We start from the raw sequence: 21,373 nt of genomic DNA on the forward strand, positions 1-21,373 counted from the left end.
GAGGTGACCATGACCCAAAGCTTCACAGCCCCCGACGCGATCCGCACCCGCTTTTCCGAAGCCATGTCGGCGATGTACCGCGCTGAGGTGCCGCTATACGGCGACCTGCTGTCGATCGTGGCCGAGGTGAACGCGCAGGTGCTGACCGACCGCCCCGAACTGGCGGCGGAAATGGCGGCGGCGGGCGAACTCGACCGGCTGGACGTCGAACGCCACGGCGCGATCCGGCTGGGCAGCGCGGCGGAACTGCACAGGATGCGCCGCGCCTTTGCGGTGATGGGAATGCATCCGGTCGGCTATTACGACCTGTCGGTGGCGGGCGTGCCGGTCCATTCGACCGCCTTCCGCCCGGTTGACGACGCCGCGCTCAACGCCAATCCGTTCCGCGTCTTCACCTCGCTGCTGCGCCTCGAACTGATCGAGGATGAAGCGTTGCGCGCCGAGGCGGAATCGATCCTGTCGACGCGGCAGATCTTCACGGACGAGGCCATCCGACTGATCGAACGGGCCGAGGCGCAGGGCGGGCTGGACACCGCCGATGCCGACCGCTTCGTCGCCGCGCTGCTCGAAACCTTTCGCTGGCACGGCGATGCGCGGGTCGACGCCGCGACCTATGACCGGCTCCACGACGCGCACCGACTGATCGCCGATGTCGTGTCGTTCCGCGGGCCGCATATCAATCACCTGACCCCGCGCACGCTCGACATCGACGCGGCGCAGGCGGCGATGCAGGCGCGCGGGATCGCGGCGAAGGCGGTGATCGAAGGGCCGCCGCCACGCGCCGTCCCGATCCTGCTGCGCCAGACCAGCTTCAAGGCGATCGAGGAGGGCGTGACCTTCCCCGGCGACCGGCCGGGTCATCACACCGCCCGCTTCGGCGAGATCGAACAGCGTGGGGCGGCGCTGACCGCCAAGGGACGCGCGCTGTACGACCAATTGCTCGCGACCGCGCGGGGGGAGCAGGGATCGCAGGGCGACAGCTATGCCGACCGACTGGCCCTCGCCTTCGCCGCCTTTCCCGATACGCCGGAGGCCTTGCGCGAACAGGGGCTGGCCTGGTTCCGCTACGACCTGACCGAGGCCGGGCAGCGGCTGGTCGCGACCGGCGTGCAGCCGGCGGGCGATATCGATGCATGGCTGGCGGCGGGCTATGTCCGTGCCCAGCCCATCGTGTACGAGGATTTCCTGCCGGTCAGCGCGGCGGGCATCTTCCAGTCCAATCTGGGCGGCACCGAACAGCGCAGCTATGCCGCGTCCGCCGCGCAGGCCGCGTTCGAGGAAGCGCTGGGCGACACGGTGCAGGACGAACTGGCGCTCTATGCCGAGGCGCAGGCACGGTCGATCCAGCAGGTGCAGGACGCGTTGTGCGGAGTGGCAGCGGCCTGATGGGGTCGGTCGCGAACCTGCTGCGCCGCCTCGACCAGGCGGGCTTTGCCGGTGATGCCGAGGACGGCATCGGCGCGCGGCAGGTCGCATCGACCGACAACAGCATCTATCAGGTTCGCCCGGCGGCGATCGTCTATCCCTGCACCGGCGAAGACGTGACCCTGCTGGTCCGCACCCTTGCCGATACCGGCCTGTCGCTCACGCCACGCGGCGGCAATACCGGCACCAACGGCCAGTCGCTGAACGACGGGATCATCGTCGATTTCGCCCGTCATATGCGCGGGATCAGTGCTTTCGATCCCGAGACGAACACCGTCACGGTCGAACCCGGCGTCGTGCTGGACCAGCTGAACGCCTTCCTCAAACCGCATGGCCGCTTCTTTCCGCCGATGGTGTCGACCGCCAGCCGCGCGACGATCGGCGGGATGGTGGCAACCGATGCATCCGGCAAGGGATCGCGCCGCTGGGGCAAGACGTCGGACTATATCGCCGCGATCGACCTGACCCTGTCGGACGGCACGCCGTGGCGCGCCGAACCGATGACGCGCGCTGAGGCCGAGAGAATCGCGGCGGGCGACGGCATCGTCGCCGACATCCACCGCGAAGCGCTGCGCATCGTGACGGAGCGCGCCGACGATATCGCCGCGATCTTCCCGGAGATGAACCGGGGGCTGACCGGCTATAATTTGCAAAAGACCTGGGACGCCGCCGCCGACCGGTTCTTCCTTGGCTATCTGCTCGCCGGGTCGGAGGGGACGCTGGCGATCACGCGCTCGATCAGCTTGCGGGTCGCGCATCGCCCAAAGAAGCGCGCGCTGGCGGTCATCCGCTATGCCGCCTTCGATACCGCGATGCGCGACGTACAGCGGCTGATCGCCGCCGATCCGGTCGCCATCGAAATCCTCGACGACAAGGTGCTGGGCGTCGCGCGCAGCGACATCATCTGGTCGAGCGTCGAGGGGCTGCTGGGCGGGGCGAGCGACGCGCCGGTGGCGGCGATGAATTTCGTCGAATTCACCGCCGACGACGATGCGACCATCGACGCAGGGCTTGCCGCGCTCGCCGATATCGGACCGCAGGGTGACATGCGCATCGTGCGCGACGATGCCGCCATCGGCCAGCTCTGGACCTTGCGGGAGAAATCCGTTGGCCTGCTCGCCCGGCTGGGTGGCGCGCGGCAGGGCATTCCCTTTGTCGAGGACACCGCCGTCCCGCCGGAAAAGCTGGCCGATTTCGTCGCCGAGTTTCGTGCGCTGCTCGACGGGCATGGCCTTAACTATGGCATGTTCGGCCATGCCGATGTCGGCTGCCTGCACGTCCGCCCGTTTCTTGACCTGCGCGATCCCGCACAGGCCGCGCTGATCCGGCCGATCTCCGACGAAGTGGCGCGGCTGACCAAATCCTATGGCGGGTTGCTGTGGGGCGAACATGGTCGCGGCTATCGCGGTGAGTTCTCGCCGCTGTTCTTCGGCAGCCTCTACCCCGAACTCCAGGCGCTGAAAGCGGCGTTCGACCCGCATAACCGGCTCAACCCCGGCAAGCTCGCCGCGCCCGCCGGGCAGCCGATCGACCGGATCGATGGCGTACCCTTGCGCGGCGAGGTCGACCGACGGATCGACGCGACGCGCTCCAAGGACTTCGACCGCGCGGTGGCGTGCAACGGCAATGGCGCGTGCTTTGCGTGGGACTCGCTCGACGTGATGTGCCCGTCCTACAAGGCGACGCGCGACCGCGCGCAGTCTCCAAAGGGCCGTGCGTCGTTGTTGCGCGCCTGGGCCCGGTTGGATTCGATCGCCGAGCCGACCCCGGCGGAAGTCGCCGAACGCGATGCGCTGGCCGCCGATACGCAGGCGTCGCTCGCCACCTGTCTGTCGTGCAAGGCGTGTACGACTTTGTGCCCGGTGAAGGTCGACGTGCCGACGATGAAGTCGCGCTTCGCCGAGCGCTACTGGGCCAAGCGCACCCGCCCGCTGCGCCACCGCGTCGTCGCGCAGATGGAAGCCATGCTCGCCGCCGCGCGCAAAATGCCCGGGATCGCCAATGGCGTCGCCAGCAGCGACCGCGCGAAAGCAGCGCTGGAACGCACGCTCGGTTATGTCGACTTGCCCGCCTTCGCGGTGGCGGACCCGCACACCCTTCCGCCTGTCGTGTCGAAGGCGAAGATCGACGCACTGCCAGCAGACGCGCGGGCGAACATCGTCATCCTGGTCGAGGACAGCTTCACCGCCAGCTTCGACGGCCCGCTGGTCGCTGCCGCCGGGCGGGTGCTGGCGGCGTGCGGCTATACCGTGCTGCGCCTGCCGCCGCGCAGCAATGGCAAGGTGCTGCACCTGTTGGGAATGCGCGACCGCTTCGCCCGCATCGCCGCCAAGCGCATGGCGGAGGCGAAGGCGTTTGCCGATCTGGGCGTCCGGCTGGTCGGGCTGGATGCCGCCACCGCGCTGATGTTCACCCAGGAATTTGCCGAGATGACCGGCACCAGCGTCGATGTCGCCGGGCTGGAGACCCTGCTGGCCGAGGAGGTTCGACAGGGCCGCGTGCCCGCCGCCGTCCGCGCCGTTCCGCCGCAACGCCTGCTGGGCCATTGCACCGAACAGGCGCTCCGCCCGCAGGCGCTGGCGCTCTGGGCGGAGGCGCTGGCCGGGTTCGGCATCGCCGCCCAGCCGACCAAGACCGGTTGCTGCGGTATGGCCGGACTGTTCGGGCATGAGGCGCAGAACCAGACGCTATCGCGCGATATCTTCGCACTCAGCTGGGCAGACGTGACTCGCGACGACGCGATGCTCGCCACCGGTTTTTCCTGCCGTTGCCAGACCAAGCGCCTGACCGGCCGCCGTCCGCTGCACCCGGTCGAACTAATCGACCGGGTGCTGGCGGGGTAGCACCCGCTACCGCCGCAAGCGCGTCGCCAGCACGACCGCCGACATCGTCCGTCCGATCCCTTCCATGCGCCCGATCGCGTCGATCACATCGTTCAGCCGCTCCAGGCTGGGCGCCTCGACCATGGCGATCAGGTCATATTCGCCCGCAATGGCATAGACGCCGGTCAGCTCGGGGATCGCGGCCAGCGCCTCGTTCGTCTCGTCCAGCAGCTTGGGCAGAGTCGTCATCATCACATGCGCGCGCACCATGCGCCGGTCATGCGCCTCGCCCAGCCTGACGGTATAGCCGTCGATCGTCCCGTCCTGCTCCATGCGCGCGATGCTGGCATAGACATGCGCGCGCGACACGTTCAGCACATGCGCCAGTTCGGACACCGGAACGCGCGAATCCTGCCGCAACAGCGCCAGCAATCGCGCGTCCAGCTCACGCTTCGACGGGTGGGGGTTATCGGCCGACATCCATTTCTCCCGCATAGATGGCGGTACGTGGGGATTGGTCATCCGATACGCTACCACGATACATGCCATCGGTATTCATGGCGAAGGCGATATGCCCGCGGCCGTCCATCGCGATCAGCCCGCCGTCGCCGCCGATCTCGCCCACCTCCTCGATCGTGTCACTGGCCGCCGTGGCGATGTCCTGTCCCTTCCACTGCACCCGGTCGCAGATCTGGCGCGCGGCGACCTGCCGGATGAAGAATTCCCCGGTGCCGGTCGCCGACACCGCGCAGGTCTGGTCCATCGCATATGTGCCCGCGCCGATGATCGGTGAGTCGCCGATCCGTCCCCAGCGCTTGCCGGTCAGCCCGCCCGTCGATGTCGCGGCGGCCAGGTGCCCGCGCTGGTCCCGCGCCACCGCGCCGACCGTGCCGAAACGATGCGTCGGATCGAGGGCGGCATGCTCCTCGTCGCGCTTCCACGCCTGATATTCGCGCCAGCGCTTCTCGGTGCGGAAATAGGAGGGATCGACCTGCTCCACGCCCTGTTCGCGCGCGAACTGGTCGGCACCCGCCCCGGTCAGCAGGACATGGCGGCTATGCTCCATCACCGCGCGGGCCAGCACGATGGGGTTCTTGGTGGCGCTGACCCCGGCGACCGCGCCCGCGCGCAGGGTCGCCCCGTCCATGATCGCCGCGTCGAGCTGGTTCTTGCCCTCCGCGTCGAACACCGCGCCGCGCCCGGCGTTGAAGTGGGGATCGTCCTCCAGCACACGCACCGCCGCCTCCACCGCATCCAGGCTGCTGCCGCCCTTGGCCAGCACCGCCGACCCGGCAGCCAGCGCCGCGTTCAGCCCGTTGCGATAGGCGCGCTCCTGGTCCGGCGTCAGCGATCCCTTCGGAATCACGCCTGCCCCGCCATGGATCGCCAGCGACCAGTGGCCGCCGGGCGGCAAGGGGGCATCGATCAGCCTGCCCGCGACCACCTTTGCCGTGCCGACGAATGCGGGCTTGGACACGGTCATGGTGTTCAGGTCGATCCTGTCCCCCGGCGCGACGCCGGTGATGCGGATATCGGCCCAGTCCAGCGGCTTGCCCCGTGTCAGCTTCGGGATGCCTTGCGGCTGCACCAGCCAGGCATGGGTGTTCTTCGGCCCGTAGAAGGTCGCTTGTCCGTCCGACTCGACGCACAGCGTGCCCGCTTCGTCGACGCCCAGGCCGATCGCGGTCGGATCGCCGGTCGCGCGCGCCTTGGCGACAAAGGCGATCAGCCGCCCCAGCCGGTCGCGCTCGTTGAAATGCGTGTCGGTAATGACATGAGCGAGGCGCGGCATGTGCAGGAAACCATGGACCAGCGTCACCGCATCGCCCAACGGATCGGACAGCGCCTTGAACGAATCGATGCTGCCGCCATCCATCGCGCCGTAAGCCGTACCGCCCAGCACGGCGAGGCCGGCGCTGGTGCCCGCGATCGGCTTGCCCGCCGCGACATGCGCGTCCAACGCGCGGGCGACCGGCGTCCCCTGCCAGAAGCGGACATATTTCGCCTGGTCGCCCCCCGCCAGGAAGATGCCGTCCGCCTTGGCGATCGCCGCCAGCACGCGGGGGTCGGTCGATGCGGTGCGATCGGTGAACAGGATGGTCGACACCGACTGGACGCCGGCCATCGTCGCGAACATCTCGCGTCCGCCCTCGCCATCGCCCGACGCGCGAAGGATCAGGATGTGGCCATAGCCTGCCTTCTTCGCAAACCACTGGAACGCCTGCTTGTCCCAGTCGCCGCCGCCCATCAGCATCAGGCCCTGCGACGGGGTTGCGGGTCGGGGCTTGGCCGGATCGCCGGTCACGAAGAAGCGCGCGCCGGCAACCGTCGCCCCCGTCTGTTGCCCCACCGCCTGCTGCCCTGCCGCCGGCGCCGCCGACGCAATCCCCACGCATATCAATGCGATACCCAGACCATAGTGTCGCAAGGCCACACTCCTCATCAAAACAAAGAGACGAACATTCAACATGGCGTTTTTATGTTTCAATATGGCGGAAGTCCATGGCATTATGATTGCGCCTAGGGGTAAAAATGGGGAGCTTTATAATGCGGGGGACCTCGGTCGTTCATTGGCTGACGGGTGTGGGGATGATGGCGATGGCGGGGAGCGCGATGGCGCAGGACCTGCCGGCCAACGCCCCGACGGCGGACGCATCGGATGAAATCACCGTCCTGGGATCACGCATCCCGCGCGTGCAGAAGGAAGGGCCCGCACCGGTTACCGTCGTGACGTCGGAGGATATCCTGAAGGGCGGCTTCCTGAGCGTCCCCGACGTGTTGCGCAGCCTGACCCAGAATAGCGGCGAGACTCAAGGGCAGCAGAGCGCATCGGGCGCCAGCTTCAGTCCCGGCGCGCAGCAGGTCGACCTGCGCGGCCTGGGGCCCAACCATACGCTGGTGCTGGTCAACGGCCGCCGCATCGCCGACTTCCCGCTGCCGTTTCAGGGCAACAGCAACTTCACCGACATCTCGAACATTCCCGTCGGCCTGATCGACCGGGTCGAGGTGCTGAGCGGCAGTGCCTCGGCCATCTACGGGTCGGACGCGATCGCGGGCGTCGTCAATTTCCAGCTGAAGACCAAGGCCGACGGCACCCGTATCGACATGCGCTACAGCGATACCGACCATGGCGGCGGCGCGGCATATCGGCTGATGGCGACGACCGGCTGGGAAACCGGCGGCTTCCACGGCGTGGCCGGAATCGAATTCCTGAACCAGCGCCCCTTGTGGCAATATCAGCGCAAGCGGCAGGACTCGACCGCCGACAACCCGACCACCGCCACCCCGCTGGCGCAGCGCACGTTCCTGCGCGCCGACGAGGATGCGAACTATATCGATCCGGGTCAGGCGACGTGCAGCGCGCTGTCCTCGCTCAATCAGGGTACGATCTATTACGCCGATCGCCGTCGCTACGGCCGCTTCTGCGGCAGCAATGAATCGGTCGCTTATGGCACGATGCTATCCGACCGAAAGTCCATCACCGCCTATGGCTCGATGGGCTATGATCTGGGCGGCGGCACCGAACTCTTTGCCGACCTGCAGTTCAGCTATTCCAAGCTGAAGCTCTTCCGCCGGGTCAAGAGCTGGTATTACGTGTCGCCCGACGGCAACGAGGAAGGCACCTTCTTCAACCCCAACCTGGCGCCCGACGCGACCGACAGCGGGTTGCAGCTCGACAACTGGACCCGCCAGTTCACGCCCGAGGAAATGGGCGGTTTCCAGAACGGCATGACCCGCAACCGGTCGATCACCTTCAACATCACGCCCGGCATTCGCGGTCAATTCGGCACGAACGACAAGTGGAAGTACGAGGTGTCGTTCAACCATGCGCAGTATGATTCGCGCGTCACCTTCCCCGAAATCGTCATCTCGAAATCGAACGCGTTGTTCCTGGGACAGCAGCAGGGGGTCGATCCGGCCACCGGCTATGCGATCTTCAATGCCGATGTCCGCCGCCTCTACACGCCGCTGACGCCGGCCGAATATCGCTCGATCTCGGTCGATTCGCTCTATCGCCCGCGTTCTTGGACGGACACGCTGGCCGCCGCGCTCAACACCACCGACCTGTTCCAGCTGCCCGCCGGTCCGGTCGGCTTCGCCTTCGTCGCAGAGGCGGGCAAGCAGGGCTATGAATTGCGCCCCGATCCGCTGACGCTGACCAACTATTATGTCGGGCTGGTGGATTCAGACGGCAGCGGGTCGCGCAATCGCTGGGGCTTGGGGTATGAATTCCGCGTGCCGGTGTTGTCGTTCCTGCAGCTCAGCACCGCAGGGCGGTACGACTCGTTCCACATCGCGGGCAACACGTTCGGCCGCTTTACCTATAATGTCGGCAGCGAATTGCGGCCGACCAAAAGGCTGCTCTTCCGCGCCGCCTATGGCACCGGCTTCCGTGCGCCCGACCTCAATTACGTCTTCCGGGGGCCGGGCAACACGCACCCTTCGGCCACCGACTATTATCTGTGCCGCGTGGAGGAGCCGAACGAGACGATCGGCGATTGCAGCTATTCCGACCAGACGATCATCGCCCGCAAGACGGGTAATCGCCAGCTTCAGCCCGAGACCTCGACCTCGCTCAACGCCGGTGTGGTGTGGCAGCCGTCGAACCGCATCGACCTGTCCGTCGATTATTTCCGGGTGAAGATGAAGGATCAGGTGCGCGACATCAGCATCGATTCCGTGCTGCGCGATGAATCGCGTTGTCGCGCAGGCGGCGGTGCCGATCCATCGTCGCCGACCTGCCGCGACGCGCTGGCCCGCGTAATCCGCTATACCAGCGGCGCACTGGCCGGGCAGCTACAGGCGGTGGCGGTCAATCCGATCAACGTCGCGGAGGAAACCACCGACGGCATAGACATCGCCGCCAATATCCGCCTGCCGACCGCCGCGATCGGCGACTTCGCCCTGTCGGGCGGCTATACCTATGTCTTCAACCACACGGTGCGCCAATATCCGGGCGATCCGATCATCAACAAGTTCGCGGTCGACAGCAATTTCGACATTCCGCGCGATAAGGGCACGGCCAGCCTGACCTGGAGCCTTGGCGATTTCTCGACGACGATCACCGGTTTGCGGTTGGGCAAGCTGCCGAACTATGATCAGGACGGCTTCATCAAGGCCAGCTATCTGTTCAACCTGTCGATGCGTTACGATCTGAACGAACGCCTTCGCCTGACCGGGACGGTGACCAACCTGTTCGATCAGGCGCCGATCCACGATCCGACCTATGCGTCCTATCCCTATTACGACATCTCCTGGTTCGACGGGATCGGCCGCAGCTATGCCGTGCAGCTGACGTGGAAGATGGGCGGGAAACCGCTTTGATCCCAAGCGCCTAGCCCGTCAGCGCCCATTCACGCCTCCGCCCTGGCTTCATCCAGCAGCCAGTGGCGGAAGCGGTCGAAGAGCGGGCTGTGGCTGCTACGGCGCGGCCAGACCAGATAATAGGCCTCCGACGCGCTGAGCGTGACATCGATCGGCGTCACCAGCGCGCCGGACGCCAGCTCCGGGCGGATCAGGAAGGACGGGATCAACGCCATGCCCATCCCCGCCGCCGCAGCATGGGCAAGCATCAGGAAATGCTCGTACACGGGCCCTTCGCGGATCGCCGCCTCGGCCATACCGGCGGCGGCGAACCAGCGCGCCCAGGCATCGGGCCGCGCCTCCAGCGACAAGAGGGTATGCGGCAACAGGTCGGCGGGCTTCGCCACCGGATGGCGCGCCAGCCAGTCGGGCGAACAGACGGCCACGACATCCTCATGGAACAGCAGCGCATGGTCCGCACCCGGCCAGTCGGGCAGGCCGAAATGGATGGCGGCGTCGAACCGCTCTTCGGCAAAATCGAACGGATAGGAGCGCGCGGCAAAGTTCACCAGCAATTCGGGGTGCCGCGCGGTCAGGCCCGGCAGGCGCGGGGCCAGCCAGCGCATGCCGAAACTGGGCAGCGTCGCGATGGTCAGCGCGCGGTCGGCCACCGGAGTCAACAGCCGCCGTGTGGCGCTGCGCAACCGTTCGACCGCCGGTCCGACCGCTTCGGCATAGGCCAGCGCCGCCGGGGTCGGCGTCACCCGCCGCCCGCGCCGCTCGAACAGCGGCACGCCCAACCAGTCCTCCAGCAGTGCGATCTGTCGGCTGATCGCACTCTGCGTCAGCGCCATGCGCTGCGCCGCACGCGAAAAGCTGCTGGTCTCCACCGCCGCCAGGAAACTGGCGAGCGCGGGCAACGGCGGCAGTTCGCGACGGTGGATATCACTATGATCATTGGGCATGAAGGATGGGCCGGGTCCGCTATCATGACGTCTGGTCCACGCTGACATTCCGGGCCCGAAACGGCAAGGCCATCATACCAGTTAGGCATCAAGCAAAGCTTTGCCCCATACCCCTGTTCCCGGCCTCCCATAGGACAATGACGGGCGATCGATCATCGCCGACACCATCATCGATTACCCATTCACCACCACGGCGCCCCAGGTTCGCGCGGTTTATCGACGAGCGCTGAGCAACATAGTCGTCGTCGACCGCAACGGACGGCGCGGGCTTCGGCAAATGTTAAAGAAGCTAGCTGCGCAGGATAATCTTGATCGATATGTCGCATCGTACTGCGTCCAGCCAACACGTCAAACGGGGAGCCGAAGCGAATGTTCTGCCGCAACCCGTAGGTGTCTGAACACGAAACTTCACGCCATCGCCGATACCAAGGCCCGCCCTTGCGCCTCTTCATCACGACTGGTCAAATAAGCGACGACACTGACCCCATGCGTCGTCATCCAGGCTCTCACCCAAAATGCCATTATCATTGGCCAATATGTTGGAAGCTGGCGCACCCGACAGGATTCGAACCTGTGGCCTCTGCCTTCGGAGGGCAGCGCTCTATCCAGCTGAGCTACGGGTGCGTGGGCTGGCCGACTAGCATTGCGGGCCCAGGCGCGCCAGCCCTTTTTATGTAGGCGCGGCTTTTCCGGCCTTGAGCGCAGGCGCGGGCGTCTTGGGGCGATAGGCGCACAGATCCTCGACCGGGCAGCGCCAGCATTCGGGGCGCCTCGCCTTGCAGATGTACCGACCGTGCAGGATCAGCCAGTGATGCGCGTGCAGCCGGAACGGGGCGGGGGTCGCCTTGTCCAGCTTCAGCTCGACCGCCAGCACTGTCTTGCCCTTGGCCAGGCCGGTGCGGTTGCAGACGCGGAAGATGTGTGTGTCGACCGCGAAGGTCTCGTGGCCGAAGGCGGTGTTGAGCACGACATTGGCGGTCTTGCGCCCGACACCGGGCAATCGCTCCAGATCGGCCCGCGCCTGCGGCACCTCGCCGCCATAGTCGTCGACCAGCATCTGCGACAGGGCGATGACGTTCTTGGCCTTGGTGTTGAACAGGCCGATCGTCTTGATGTGGGCTTTGAGCCCCTCCTCGCCCAGATCGAGCATCTTCTGCGGCGTATCGACCTCGGCGAATAGCGCGCGCGTCGCCTTGTTCACGCCGATATCGGTCGCCTGCGCCGACAGGGCGACCGCGACGACCAGCGTATAGGGGTTGCGATATTCCAGCTCGGTCTCGGGATGCGGGTTCGCCTCCGCCAGACGGTGGTAGAATTCGACGACGTCCGCCTTCTTCATGGCGCTTACAGCCCCAGCACGTCGCCCATGCGATAGCGGCCCGGCGCCTGCCCCGCGAGCCACAGCGCCGCCCGCACTGCGCCGCGCGCGAAAATCGTCCGGTCCTGCGCGAAATGGCCGAGCGTCAGCCGCTCGCCCTCGCCTGCGAAGATCACCTCATGGTCGCCGATCACCGAACCGCCGCGCAGGGCCGCCAGCCCGATCGTCCCCTCGGTGCGCGCGCCAACCAGTCCGGCGCGACCATCGACGCGCAGTTCCGACAGCGGATGCCCCCGCCCAGCCGCCGCCGCCTCACCCAGCAGCAAGGCGGTGCCCGAGGGCGCGTCGACCTTGTGCCGGTGGTGCATCTCGGTGATCTCGATATCCCAGTCGCTGCCCAGCCGCGCCGCCGCCTCGCGCACCAGATTGGCAAGCAGCGTGATGCCGAGCGAGGTGTTGCCGGTCTGGAGCACCGCGATCTCGGTCGCGGCGGCGTCGATCGCGGCGTGCTGCACAGGGGAAAGGCCGGTCGTGCCGATCACGATGGGGGTGCGCGCCGCCCGGGCGGCCGCCAGATGCACGTCGAGCGCGCCTGCGATCGAGAAGTCGACCAGCACGTCGGCGGACTTGGCCAGCGCGTCCGGATCGTCGCGCGAGTCGCACCCGCCCGCCAAGGTCGCGCCCTCGCCCTCGATCAGCTCGGCGATCGCGCGGCCCATGCGCCCGGCGCTGCCGTAGATACCGATGGCGGTCATGCGAGGGTTCCGGTGGATGAAAGGGAGGAGGTCTTCATGCCGCGTTCCTTGGCACAGGTCCCTGCCGGAAGAAACCGGCTGGTGACCATCCAAGCCGCTATCCGCAACGCATCGTCCAGCAGATTATCCAGAGCTTCTCACCGAACCCAAGTAGATTGCGCCCATAAGATAACTTTGCCGACACCCAATGCGATCTTGACAAAAAACGATATTTATCAGGACGCTGTCACTGTTGTTAATGCCTAACGTGAAAGGTTGGGCGCCGGTGCTCCCCATGCCTATCAGTCGTAGGGCTTCTTCTCAAGGCAGTGCTGATATGAGAAATCGATACGGGTGCCATCTGTGCGATTGATCCAGAAGCACTGTTGATTAAAATAGTCCGGGGCAGGACCAACCGTGATATGAGAAATACCCGATCCAACTTTGTCGGCTTCCTCGTCATGGCGGCGCAGCAAGGCCTTTAGATGCGCTGCATCCTCATCATTGACCCGATCACCAGGCGAATAGCGTTGCAGCATCTCACTAAAAAAGATTCGAGCATCTCCCGCTTTGGCAAAGGCCTTCGTATCAAGAACAATAGGTCTAGCCCGTCCCATTACTTATCTCCAATGAAGCCTGCCACATCGGCATAGTTTGGCAGGGCAAGAAGCCTTTCGATATGTGGAAGCGCCTTCTGGTCACGTTCACCAAAGTAAGGAAGGGCGCGTTTTGCCATCCATACCTCCACAAAATGGCGGCGGAAGTCGGCAAGGACGCTATTTGGGTATGCCCTAGCGTTAACAGCACGCCCATCTTCATATAGGTGAATATAAGTCGGCATACTATCTGGATCATGGCCATTCTCCCTCAGCCATCCAGAAAACATGCGCCCTTCTGAAATGTCAGGCACCATATTGTCAGGAAGAACATAACCTAGATGTTCGAGCGGCGCTATCAAGGCGACTGTCATCTCATTTAACATAGAAAAATGACCGTTTGGAACATTGGTCATATTGGCCATGTAGCGTCGTAGATGGTACGGAAGATTTCCACCGGAAACCTTCCCAGTCATCCAATCCATAATCCACTTGGTCACTTTCACTGCGAATTGCGGTGATAGCCATTGGGCTAGATTGATAGCGACCTGAGGATGGACCCATGTTCCTTGTAGCGTCGGGTCGCCGCCTCGAACCGACTGCACCAATTCCGTTATGGGAATCCCCATGTCGGCCACTAACGCGCCATAAAAGGCTTGGGTTACGCCTAAGCGGTTGTAATCTGACCACGCCTTTCCGCCTGCTTTACACATAGCGGTTGCGTTAACGTAGCCATCTTTCACCCGTTGGTGGATGACCTCTGTTTCGAGTTCATATTGAACAAGCGGCAACGCGATCTGAAATCCGGCCACAGTACCTCCCCAGATAAGTGAGGCAGCTTATGCCGCTCCTCTTCAAAGTCGAGTCATAAACTGCACTAATCCGGGTACGGCGGGAAATTTCCAGAGATATGCGAAAGGGCAATCAGACGCTTCTTAGCGCCCGACCGCACCGACACCATTAAGGAACCCGCTGACAATTATGACACGCATGCCTGACCTGCATTATCGCGCACGGTTCTGTATCCCTGCATAGCGCGTACATTAGCAGCATCATGGCGGGATAGGCGCTATCCAGAATATCCAACCTAGCGCTTGGATTTGCGGCCGTCCCAACAAAGCACTCCCATCCCTTCCGATGAATCCGTTTCCACGATAGTCCTCCGGCCATGCTCCCCATCCGCAACATCGTCATCCTCACCGGCGCGGGCATCTCCGCCGAGTCCGGTATCGCCACCTTTCGCGGGCCCGGCGGGCTGTGGGAGGGGCACCGGGTCGAGGATGTCTGCACACCCGAAGCCCTCGCCGCCGATCCCGAGCTGGTGCACCGCTTCTATGACCTGCGGCGGGCGGCGCTGGCCGGTGTCTCGCCCAATGCGGCGCATGAGGCGCTGGCGCGGCTGGATCGGGAATGGTCGGGCGAGTTGCTGATCGTCACGCAGAATGTCGATGACCTGCACGAGCGGGCAGGGGCGACGCGGATGCTGCATGTGCATGGTGCGCTGAAGCAGGCGCTGTGCGCGGCGTGCGGCGAGCGGTCCGACTGGGCGGGCGACCTGCCGCCCGGCACGGCCTGTCCCGCCTGTGCCTCACCGCGCCTGCGGCCCGACATCGTGTTCTTCGGCGAGATTCCCTATCACATGGACCGGATCGAGGCGGCGCTGGCCAAGGCCGATCTGTTCGTGTCGATCGGCACCTCGGGCGCGGTCTATCCGGCGGCCGGGTTCGTGCGGATGGCGAGCGCTTACGGCGCGGCGACGCTGGAGCTCAATCTCGATCGGTCGGAGGGGAGCGGCTGGTTCGATGAGAGCAGCCTGGGTCCCGCCGGGCAACTGGTGCCCGAATGGGTCGACCAGATGCTCAGCCGGTAACCGGCACGATCACTTCGCGGGCGCGGGGCGTCAGCCGCTCGAGCGCCGAATCCTGAAGCCCGCGCGCGGTCACCAGCACGCCGAAAGCGCGCGGATCGGGCTTGTTGAACAGCAGCGGCTGGCCCAGCGCGTCGGCGACCCCTGCCCCAGCCTCGGACGCGATCAGCGCGGCGGCGGCGATGTCCCACTCATTGCCCCAGCGCAGCGTGGCGACCAGATCGGCCTCGTCGGCGGCGACCATCGCGATGCGCAGCGCGATCGAGTTGGGCTTGAACACCGCCACCAGATCGCGGTCGGCCTTGGGCAGCCCATCGACCGGCACGCGCGCGCCGGGCATCTGGTGGCAATAGCCCGCGCTCAACGTACGGCCGTTACGGGTCGCACCGCCGCCCGCCGTCGCCAGCCACAGCTCGCCGCGTGCCGGCGCGGCCAGCACGCCGATCACCGGCCGCCCATCCTCGATCAGGGCGACCGACACCGCCCAACCCTCGCGCCCGCGAATATAGTCGCGCGTGCCATCGATCGGATCGACCACCCAGACCCGGCGCGCGGCCAGCCGGTCGGGCTTGTCCGCCGTCTCCTCGGACAGCCAGCCCGCCTCGGGAATCAGCGCGTGCAACCGGGCATAGAGCATCCGGTCGACATCCAGATCAACCTCGCACACCGGGCTGCCCGGCACCTTTTCCCATTGCCGGAAATCGGTGCGCCAGCGGGCGAGCGCCATCGCCGCCGCCTCGCGCGCCGCCGCGACGACAGCTGGGATCAGCTCAGCTGCTGGCAACCGTCATTCCATCGATGCGCAGGGTCGGCACATTGACGCCGTAGCGAAATTCCAGGTCGTTGGCCGGGGTCATGGCGAGGAACATGTCCTTCAGGTTACCCGCCACCGTGAACTCCGCAACCGGCTCGGCGATTTGTCCGTTCACGATGCGGAACCCCGCCGCGCCCCGGCTATAGTCGCCGGTGACGAGATTGACTCCGCTTCCGATCAGCTCGGTCACATAGACGCCGTCGCCGATATCGGCGATCAGCGTTTCGACCGGCACACGGCCCGCCGCCATGAACAGGTTGCTGGTCGACACGCCCGGCGCCCCCGCCGTCCCGCGCGCGGCATGGCCGGTCGGCTCCAGACCCAGTTGCCGCGCCGACGCGGAATCGAGCAGCCAGGTCTCCAGCACGCCGTCCTCGACGATCGCCGTCGGCGACACCGCGAGCCCCTCGCCGTCGAAGGGCCGCGAGCGAAGCCCGTGCGGGCGATGCGGATCGTCCTCGACCCGGATGCCCTCCGCCATCACCCGCTCGCCGATCCGGTCGAGCAGGAAGCTGGTCCGCCGCGTGATCGCCGCCCCCGCGATCGCCGAGACGAGGTGTCCGATCAGCGACGATCCCACGCGCGGGTCATAGACGACCGGCATCGCGCCGCTCGCCAGCTTGCCGGGATTTAGCCGCGCCACGGTCCGCTCGCCCGCCCGCGTCCCAATCGCCTCGGGGCTTTCGAGCAGGCGGCGCAGGCGTGCGCCGTGATGGGCATAGTCGCGCTGCATATTCGCGCCCTCGCCCGCCACCACGCTGACCGACAGGCCGTATCCGGTGGCGCCGTAACCCGCCGCAAAGCCATGACTGGTCGCCAGCGCCGAGACGACACGCGAGGCGGACGCACCGCCGCCTTCGGAATTGGTGACGCCTGCCACGGCACGCGCTGCTTCCTCGGCCGCCAAGGCGGCGGCGCGCAAGGCTTCGGGCTCGACCTCGCCGCCATCATCCAGGTCGAGCATCGGCGGCGCGCCGTGCAGGAGACGTTCCTCGGGAGCCAGGCCCGCCCAGCGATCCTCGGGCGCCTCGCGCGCCATGGCGACGGCGCGCTCGACCGCGAGGGCCATCGCATCGCCCGACAGGTCCGAGGTCGAGACGCTGGCCGAGCGCCGCCCGACAAAGACGCGCAGGCCCAGTTCCTCGCTCTCGGACCGGCCGACATCCTCCAGCGCGCCGAGCCGCACCGATACCTCCAGCGCGGCATCGGCGGCAAAGACCGCATCGGCGGCGTCGGCACCGGCAGCACGGGCACGGGCAACGATATCGGCGGCCCGGTCGCGGGCCTGTTCGGGAGTCAGCATGGTTAGGGACTTAGGGGCGCGGGCGGCGGGATGCCAGACCCGTCCGACCAGGATCGACTGCGATCCCGCGCCAAACAATTTTGTTCTTTTTATGTTCCGATTTTCGCGATATGTTGAAGCCTCACAAACAGGAGAGGAATCATGAGCTGCTATGCGACGATCGGCGCGGTCGACATCGAACAGGCGTACGCCTTCTACGACGCGGTCCTGAAGGAGATCGGTTGGAGCAGCCATGCCGACTTCCCCGGCTGGCGCGGCTATTCGCAGGGCGGACGCGGCGAAGGTTTCGTGCTGTGGGTCTGCCGCCCCTTCGACGGCCAGCCTGCAACGGCAGGGAACGGCACCATGACCGGATTTCTGGTCGATTCGCCGGAAAAGGTCGACGCCTTTTATCGGACGGCCCTGACACTGGGCGGCCGCGATGACGGCGCGCCGGGCCCGCGCGCCCATTATGGTCCGAACTGGTATGCCGCGTATCTGCGGGACCCGAGCGGCAACAAGCTCGCGGTCGTCCATAACGTTTGATCGGCCTGGCGGCGTCACATCGTCCGCGATGCGCGTGCACCGGACCGGTCGGACCACCCCGAAAACGGGTTCGGTTTGCAGGTCGCCATCATATCCCGTTTCTCGCACATATCCTTCCGTGCGAGGACAGACAGCGCAAGACGGTGCACGGCGGCCATCACGGAGCAACCCACGACAATCAGGATATCGAGCGGCATGAGAGGCGTTGTCACTGCGATTGGCAGCACCTGCATACTGGCAATGCTTCTCGGCACTCTTTCGATCACCGGCGCCGCTTCGGCCCGACCTGCTTCCCAACCGGCAGGCCACTCGCTGTGCATGGCGGGAGAAACGCGCATTTTTTCCTGTCCCCTGGGCGCAAAACAGGTTTCGGTCTGCGGAGCGGGCAAGCAAGCCGTCTATCGCTATGGCAGGCCGGGAAAGATCGAACTGGTGTCCCGGTCGATGACGTTAGCGGAACAAGGCTATTCCGGCGGTGGCGAAACCCAGATCCAGGTGACGAACAACGGATATAGCTACATCCTGTTCGATCGAACGGTCCGTACCGGCTTCGGCCCCGACGGCCGTCATGATCCGGCTTTCAGCAGTGGTCTTCTGGTCCGTCGCGGGGGCCGCATCCTGTCATCGAAAAGGTGCGGCAACGATGCGTCCATCCCCTCGCTGGCGAGACAATTCATGCCAACGGGCAACGAGATCGTCGTCCACTGAATGCGGCGGGTACATGGGGGCGGGTCCTGTTCCTCGTGCCTTGCTCGCGCCGCCGTCCCTGAACCAAGATATATTTCGTACGTTGGCCGATCATGGGATCATCCAGCCAGAACCGCGCACGACTCACTATTCGACTGGGCAGCCACTGCCGCGCGAGCGCAGACATCCGCATGACAGGTAGCGGCCTGCTTGCCGTCGGCGCTCTGGTTTCCTCGATCCTACTGTCGACGGCCATCCTGGTCGGCGTGGCGACGCGTCACACGCCCGACCGCCGCTGATCCGTCAGACCGGGGCGGCATCGGCCTCGGCGCCGTAATGGTGCCAGGTAAAGATCGCCAGCGCACTGCGGTGGGGGCGGAAGGCTTCGGCAAGCGCGCGCACCTGTTTCTCCGACGGGCGTGTGTCGTGTCCCAGGATGCGGCCCATCTCGATCTGCACCGCCAGGTCACCTGCGGGCCAGATATCGGTACGGCCTTCCGCGAACAGCAGATAGACCTCCGCCGACCAGCGACCGATACCCTTGACCGCGACCAGCTTGGCGATCGCCTCTTCGTCGTCCTTGGGCAGGTCGGACAGGTTCAGGCGGCCGCTCGTCACCTCCTGGGCCAGGCTGCGCAGATAGCCCGCCTTTTGCCGCGAGATGCCCGCACCGCGCAGTTCCTCATCGGTGACGCTGTGAAGCCGGGTCGGATCACTCGCATCGCCCAGCAATTCGTTCAGCCGCCGCCAATGCGCATCGGCCGAGGCGACTGAGACCTGCTGGCCCAGGATCGTGCGGACGAGAGTCGCATAACCGCGCGCCCGGATACGCGGCGCGGGATAGCCGATCCGCTGCAATGCCGCGGCGATGGCGGGCTCGGCGGCGGCGAGCGCGTCCATGCTGTCGCGAATCTGTTCGGCACTCAGGCCCATGATGCTTGATCCGTGCGTTCAGGCCCGGCAGAGGCGCTTTCAACATCAGGTCCGACAAGGAGAATGGACATGCCCAAGCTTATCGTCGTGACCCGCGACGGGGAAGAACGCGAAATCGACGGCGAGGCCGGTCTGTCGGTGATGGAAGTCATTCGCGACGCCGGTGTCGACGAACTGCTGGCGCTGTGCGGCGGATGCTGTTCCTGCGCGACCTGCCATGTGCATGTCGATCCGGCCTTCGCCGATACGCTGCCCGCGCTCGGTCCGGATGAGGACGACCTGCTCGATTCGACCAGCGACCGGGATGCGACGTCGCGCCTGTCGTGCCAGTTGCCCTTCGGCACGGCGCAGGACGGGATGCGGGTGCGGATCGCGGCGGAGGACTGACGGCGCATTTCCCGTGAACGTCGGAGGCGGGGTTATGGCCCCGCCTCTTTTTTTGCGCGCAGAGGCGCGGAGGGCGCAGAGATGCCGTCCTGTTGGGTAGCATTCCGGCTTATCCAAGAGATTGTGTTCACGCGGAGGCGCGGAGATGTCCGGCGCGGGGCAAGCGGAGCCTGCCATCACGACCGGCAGACTTTTGGGCGGCTCGCGAGGATAAAGGGGTCTTGCGGCCAGGCACACGATCTCCGCGCCTTCGCGTCTCCGCGCGAACCCTAATCCCGTGGCCTTCGACTTCGCTCAGGCTGAACGGAGTTAGGGAATGGTGGCCACGCGTACCAACGGCCGTTCACGCTGAGCGAAATCGAAGCGCACGCCCGGCGCTTGCCACTTCTACTCTCTGCGTCCTCCGCGCCTCTGCGCGCAAAAAAGGCGGCAGGGACCAACCCCGCCGCCCGCAAATCACCGCGCCGCCACTGCGTACAGCGCGATCGCCGCCGCGTTGGAGACGTTCAGGCTTTCCACCTTCGAGCTGATCGGCAGCTTGGCGAGTTCGTCGCAATGCGCTTCGGTGTTCTGGCGCATGCCTTCGCCCTCGGCGCCCAGCACGATGCAGATGCGCTGCGTGCCCATCGCCTGCGCCAGCGTCTGGTTCGCATGGCCGGTCAGGCCGATACGCCAGAAACCCGCTTCCGCGATCTCCTCCAGCGCGCGCGCCAGGTTCACCACACGCACCCACGGCACCGTCTCCAGCGCGCCGCTGGCCGAACGGGCGACCGTGCCCGATTCGGGCGGCGCGTGCCGGTCCTGGGTCACGATGCCCACCGCGTCGAAAGCGGCGGCCGAGCGCAGGATCGCGCCGACATTGTGCGGATCGGTCACCTGGTCCAGCACGACCAGCGGCCGCTGATTGTCCTGCACCTCATGCAGCAGGTCGCCCAGCCAGATATCCTCCAGCGGATCGACCTCGGCCACCAGGCCCTGGTGCGGCGCGTCGGCCGGGACCAGGCGACCCAGGTCCGCCGCATCGGCAAAGGTGACCGGCAGGATCGGCGGCAGGTCGAGCGCGGCCAGCGCCTCGCGCGTGCCCCAGATCTTGCGCACCGTCCGGTTGGGGTTGGCGAGCGCCGCCGTCACCGCATGCCGTCCCCAGAAGCGGGGGCGGTTGGATGAAGCCTGGCTGGGGCGATGTCCTCGGCGTGCCATCAGTCGTCGTTGTCCGTAAAGTCAAAGGGTTTGGTCGTCGCCGGTTGCGTCGGCACCGGCGGGCGCGGCAACGCCTTGTCCGCATTCGCCGCCGCGAGCAAGACCCCGGCGAGCACGACCGAGGCCTGGCGCATATCGTCGGCCTTCAGATGGTCGAAGGTATCGGCCGAGCTGTGATGCGTGCGGCTGCCATAATCCAGCGGGTCCTGGATGAACTGGAACCCCTGCACGCCGACCGCCTGCATGAAGACATGGTCGGTACCGCCGGTCGTCCTCTGCACGACATTACCCGCGCCCATCGCCGCATAGGGCGACAGCCATTCCTTCAGCATCGGCACCGCCGCCGGATTATTCTCGGCGTAAATCCCGCGCAGCTTGCCCGAGCCATTGTCGATGTTGAAATACGCCGCCAGCTCGCCGTAACCCGGCTTGGGCGTGATCGGCCAGCGATTGGTCCAGCCATAATAGCGCTTCAGGCCCGATTGCGGGGCGT

The 21,373-nt window shown here is 65.9% G+C and carries 19 protein-coding genes and 1 tRNA gene; 7 read left to right on the forward strand and 13 right to left on the reverse strand.

Translation table 11 applies throughout. The annotated features are described in order from the left end of the window. Positions 1–9 precede the first annotated feature (9 nt). Positions 10–1,386: a VOC family protein gene (locus tag QZ755_RS06925; protein WP_294321207.1), complete on the forward strand. Its 1,377-nt coding sequence runs from the start codon at positions 10–12 to the stop codon at positions 1,384–1,386. Then, positions 1,365–4,268: an FAD-binding and (Fe-S)-binding domain-containing protein gene (locus QZ755_RS06930; protein WP_294321160.1), complete on the forward strand. Its 2,904-nt coding sequence runs from the start codon at positions 1,365–1,367 to the stop codon at positions 4,266–4,268. Before QZ755_RS06925 ends, QZ755_RS06930 begins: the two co-directional genes overlap by 22 nt. Before the next feature lie 6 nt (positions 4,269–4,274). Here QZ755_RS06930 and QZ755_RS06935 read toward each other — a convergent pair whose 3' ends face one another. Further along, complete coding sequence (locus QZ755_RS06935; RefSeq protein ID WP_058715504.1) at positions 4,275–4,727, reverse strand: Lrp/AsnC family transcriptional regulator; 453 nt, start codon at positions 4,725–4,727, stop codon at positions 4,275–4,277. Continuing rightward, on the reverse strand, positions 4,714–6,639 hold the full coding sequence (locus tag QZ755_RS06940; protein ID WP_294321162.1) for an isoaspartyl peptidase/L-asparaginase: 1,926 nt from the start codon (positions 6,637–6,639) through the stop codon (positions 4,714–4,716). Before QZ755_RS06940 ends, QZ755_RS06935 begins: the two co-directional genes overlap by 14 nt. Before the next feature lie 155 nt (positions 6,640–6,794). Between QZ755_RS06940 and QZ755_RS06945 the strand changes: the two genes are divergently transcribed. After that, positions 6,795–9,572, forward strand: a complete 2,778-nt coding sequence (locus QZ755_RS06945) for a TonB-dependent receptor (RefSeq protein ID WP_294321165.1) — start codon at positions 6,795–6,797, stop codon at positions 9,570–9,572. 29 nt (positions 9,573–9,601) lie between these two features. On the opposite strand, the gene QZ755_RS06950 is transcribed toward QZ755_RS06945, so the two are convergent. From QZ755_RS06950 to QZ755_RS06975, 6 genes are all read right to left on the reverse strand, one after another. Then, the gene (locus tag QZ755_RS06950) at positions 9,602–10,516 is read right to left on the reverse strand and encodes a LysR substrate-binding domain-containing protein (protein ID WP_294321169.1); all 915 of its coding nucleotides are present in this window, start codon (positions 10,514–10,516) and stop codon (positions 9,602–9,604) included. A 547-nt stretch (positions 10,517–11,063) separates the two neighbouring features. After that, positions 11,064–11,140, reverse strand: a tRNA-Arg gene (locus QZ755_RS06955). Positions 11,141–11,186: 46 nt separating this feature from the next. Next, positions 11,187–11,855, reverse strand: coding sequence for an endonuclease III (nth, locus tag QZ755_RS06960; protein ID WP_294321172.1), 669 nt, complete (start codon positions 11,853–11,855; stop codon positions 11,187–11,189). A 5-nt stretch (positions 11,856–11,860) separates the two neighbouring features. After that, on the reverse strand, positions 11,861–12,589 hold the full coding sequence (gene dapB, locus QZ755_RS06965; RefSeq protein ID WP_294321174.1) for a 4-hydroxy-tetrahydrodipicolinate reductase: 729 nt from the start codon (positions 12,587–12,589) through the stop codon (positions 11,861–11,863). A 281-nt stretch (positions 12,590–12,870) separates the two neighbouring features. Continuing rightward, entirely contained in the window at positions 12,871–13,185 is a 315-nt protein-coding gene (locus QZ755_RS06970) for a DCL family protein (protein ID WP_294321177.1), read from the reverse strand. Beyond that, the gene (locus QZ755_RS06975; RefSeq protein ID WP_294321180.1) at positions 13,185–13,976 is read right to left on the reverse strand and encodes a KilA-N domain-containing protein; all 792 of its coding nucleotides are present in this window, start codon (positions 13,974–13,976) and stop codon (positions 13,185–13,187) included. The genes QZ755_RS06970 and QZ755_RS06975 overlap by 1 nt, the downstream gene beginning before the upstream one ends. A gap of 356 nt (positions 13,977–14,332) precedes the next feature. Between QZ755_RS06975 and QZ755_RS06980 the strand changes: the two genes are divergently transcribed. Next, complete coding sequence (locus QZ755_RS06980; protein WP_294321182.1) at positions 14,333–15,034, forward strand: NAD-dependent deacylase; 702 nt, start codon at positions 14,333–14,335, stop codon at positions 15,032–15,034. Here QZ755_RS06980 and QZ755_RS06985 read toward each other — a convergent pair. Continuing rightward, a complete protein-coding gene (locus tag QZ755_RS06985; protein WP_294321185.1) occupies positions 15,024–15,815 on the reverse strand; it encodes a 3'(2'),5'-bisphosphate nucleotidase CysQ in 792 nt (263 codons plus the stop codon). The two genes, QZ755_RS06980 and QZ755_RS06985, sit on opposite strands and share 11 nt — an antisense overlap. Continuing rightward, positions 15,802–17,148, reverse strand: coding sequence for a metallopeptidase TldD-related protein (locus QZ755_RS06990; RefSeq protein ID WP_294321187.1), 1,347 nt, complete (start codon positions 17,146–17,148; stop codon positions 15,802–15,804). Before QZ755_RS06990 ends, QZ755_RS06985 begins: the two co-directional genes overlap by 14 nt. 141 nt (positions 17,149–17,289) lie before the next feature. Here QZ755_RS06990 and QZ755_RS06995 point away from each other — a divergent pair, with 141 nt between their 5' ends. Beyond that, positions 17,290–17,673: a VOC family protein gene (locus tag QZ755_RS06995; RefSeq protein ID WP_294321190.1), complete on the forward strand. Its 384-nt coding sequence runs from the start codon at positions 17,290–17,292 to the stop codon at positions 17,671–17,673. 195 nt (positions 17,674–17,868) lie between these two features. Further along, positions 17,869–18,381, forward strand: coding sequence for a hypothetical protein (locus QZ755_RS07000; protein ID WP_294321192.1), 513 nt, complete (start codon positions 17,869–17,871; stop codon positions 18,379–18,381). Positions 18,382–18,663: 282 nt separating this feature from the next. Here QZ755_RS07000 and QZ755_RS07005 read toward each other — a convergent pair whose 3' ends face one another. Then, on the reverse strand, positions 18,664–19,293 hold the full coding sequence (locus QZ755_RS07005; protein ID WP_294321195.1) for a DNA-3-methyladenine glycosylase 2 family protein: 630 nt from the start codon (positions 19,291–19,293) through the stop codon (positions 18,664–18,666). A gap of 69 nt (positions 19,294–19,362) precedes the next feature. On the opposite strand from QZ755_RS07005, the gene QZ755_RS07010 reads away from it, so the two are divergent. Further along, positions 19,363–19,680: a 2Fe-2S iron-sulfur cluster-binding protein gene (locus QZ755_RS07010; protein WP_294277554.1), complete on the forward strand. Its 318-nt coding sequence runs from the start codon at positions 19,363–19,365 to the stop codon at positions 19,678–19,680. A gap of 456 nt (positions 19,681–20,136) precedes the next feature. On the opposite strand, the gene rlmB is transcribed toward QZ755_RS07010, so the two are convergent. Next, positions 20,137–20,880, reverse strand: coding sequence for a 23S rRNA (guanosine(2251)-2'-O)-methyltransferase RlmB (rlmB, locus tag QZ755_RS07015; protein WP_061779285.1), 744 nt, complete (start codon positions 20,878–20,880; stop codon positions 20,137–20,139). After that, a partial coding sequence (locus tag QZ755_RS07020; RefSeq protein WP_294321199.1) for a M28 family peptidase occupies positions 20,880–21,373 on the reverse strand: 494 nt, incomplete at its 5' end. The genes rlmB and QZ755_RS07020, both read right to left, overlap by 1 nt.

It is taken from the genome of uncultured Sphingomonas sp. (genome assembly GCF_913776855.1).
Taxonomy (GTDB): domain Bacteria; phylum Pseudomonadota; class Alphaproteobacteria; order Sphingomonadales; family Sphingomonadaceae; genus Sphingomonas.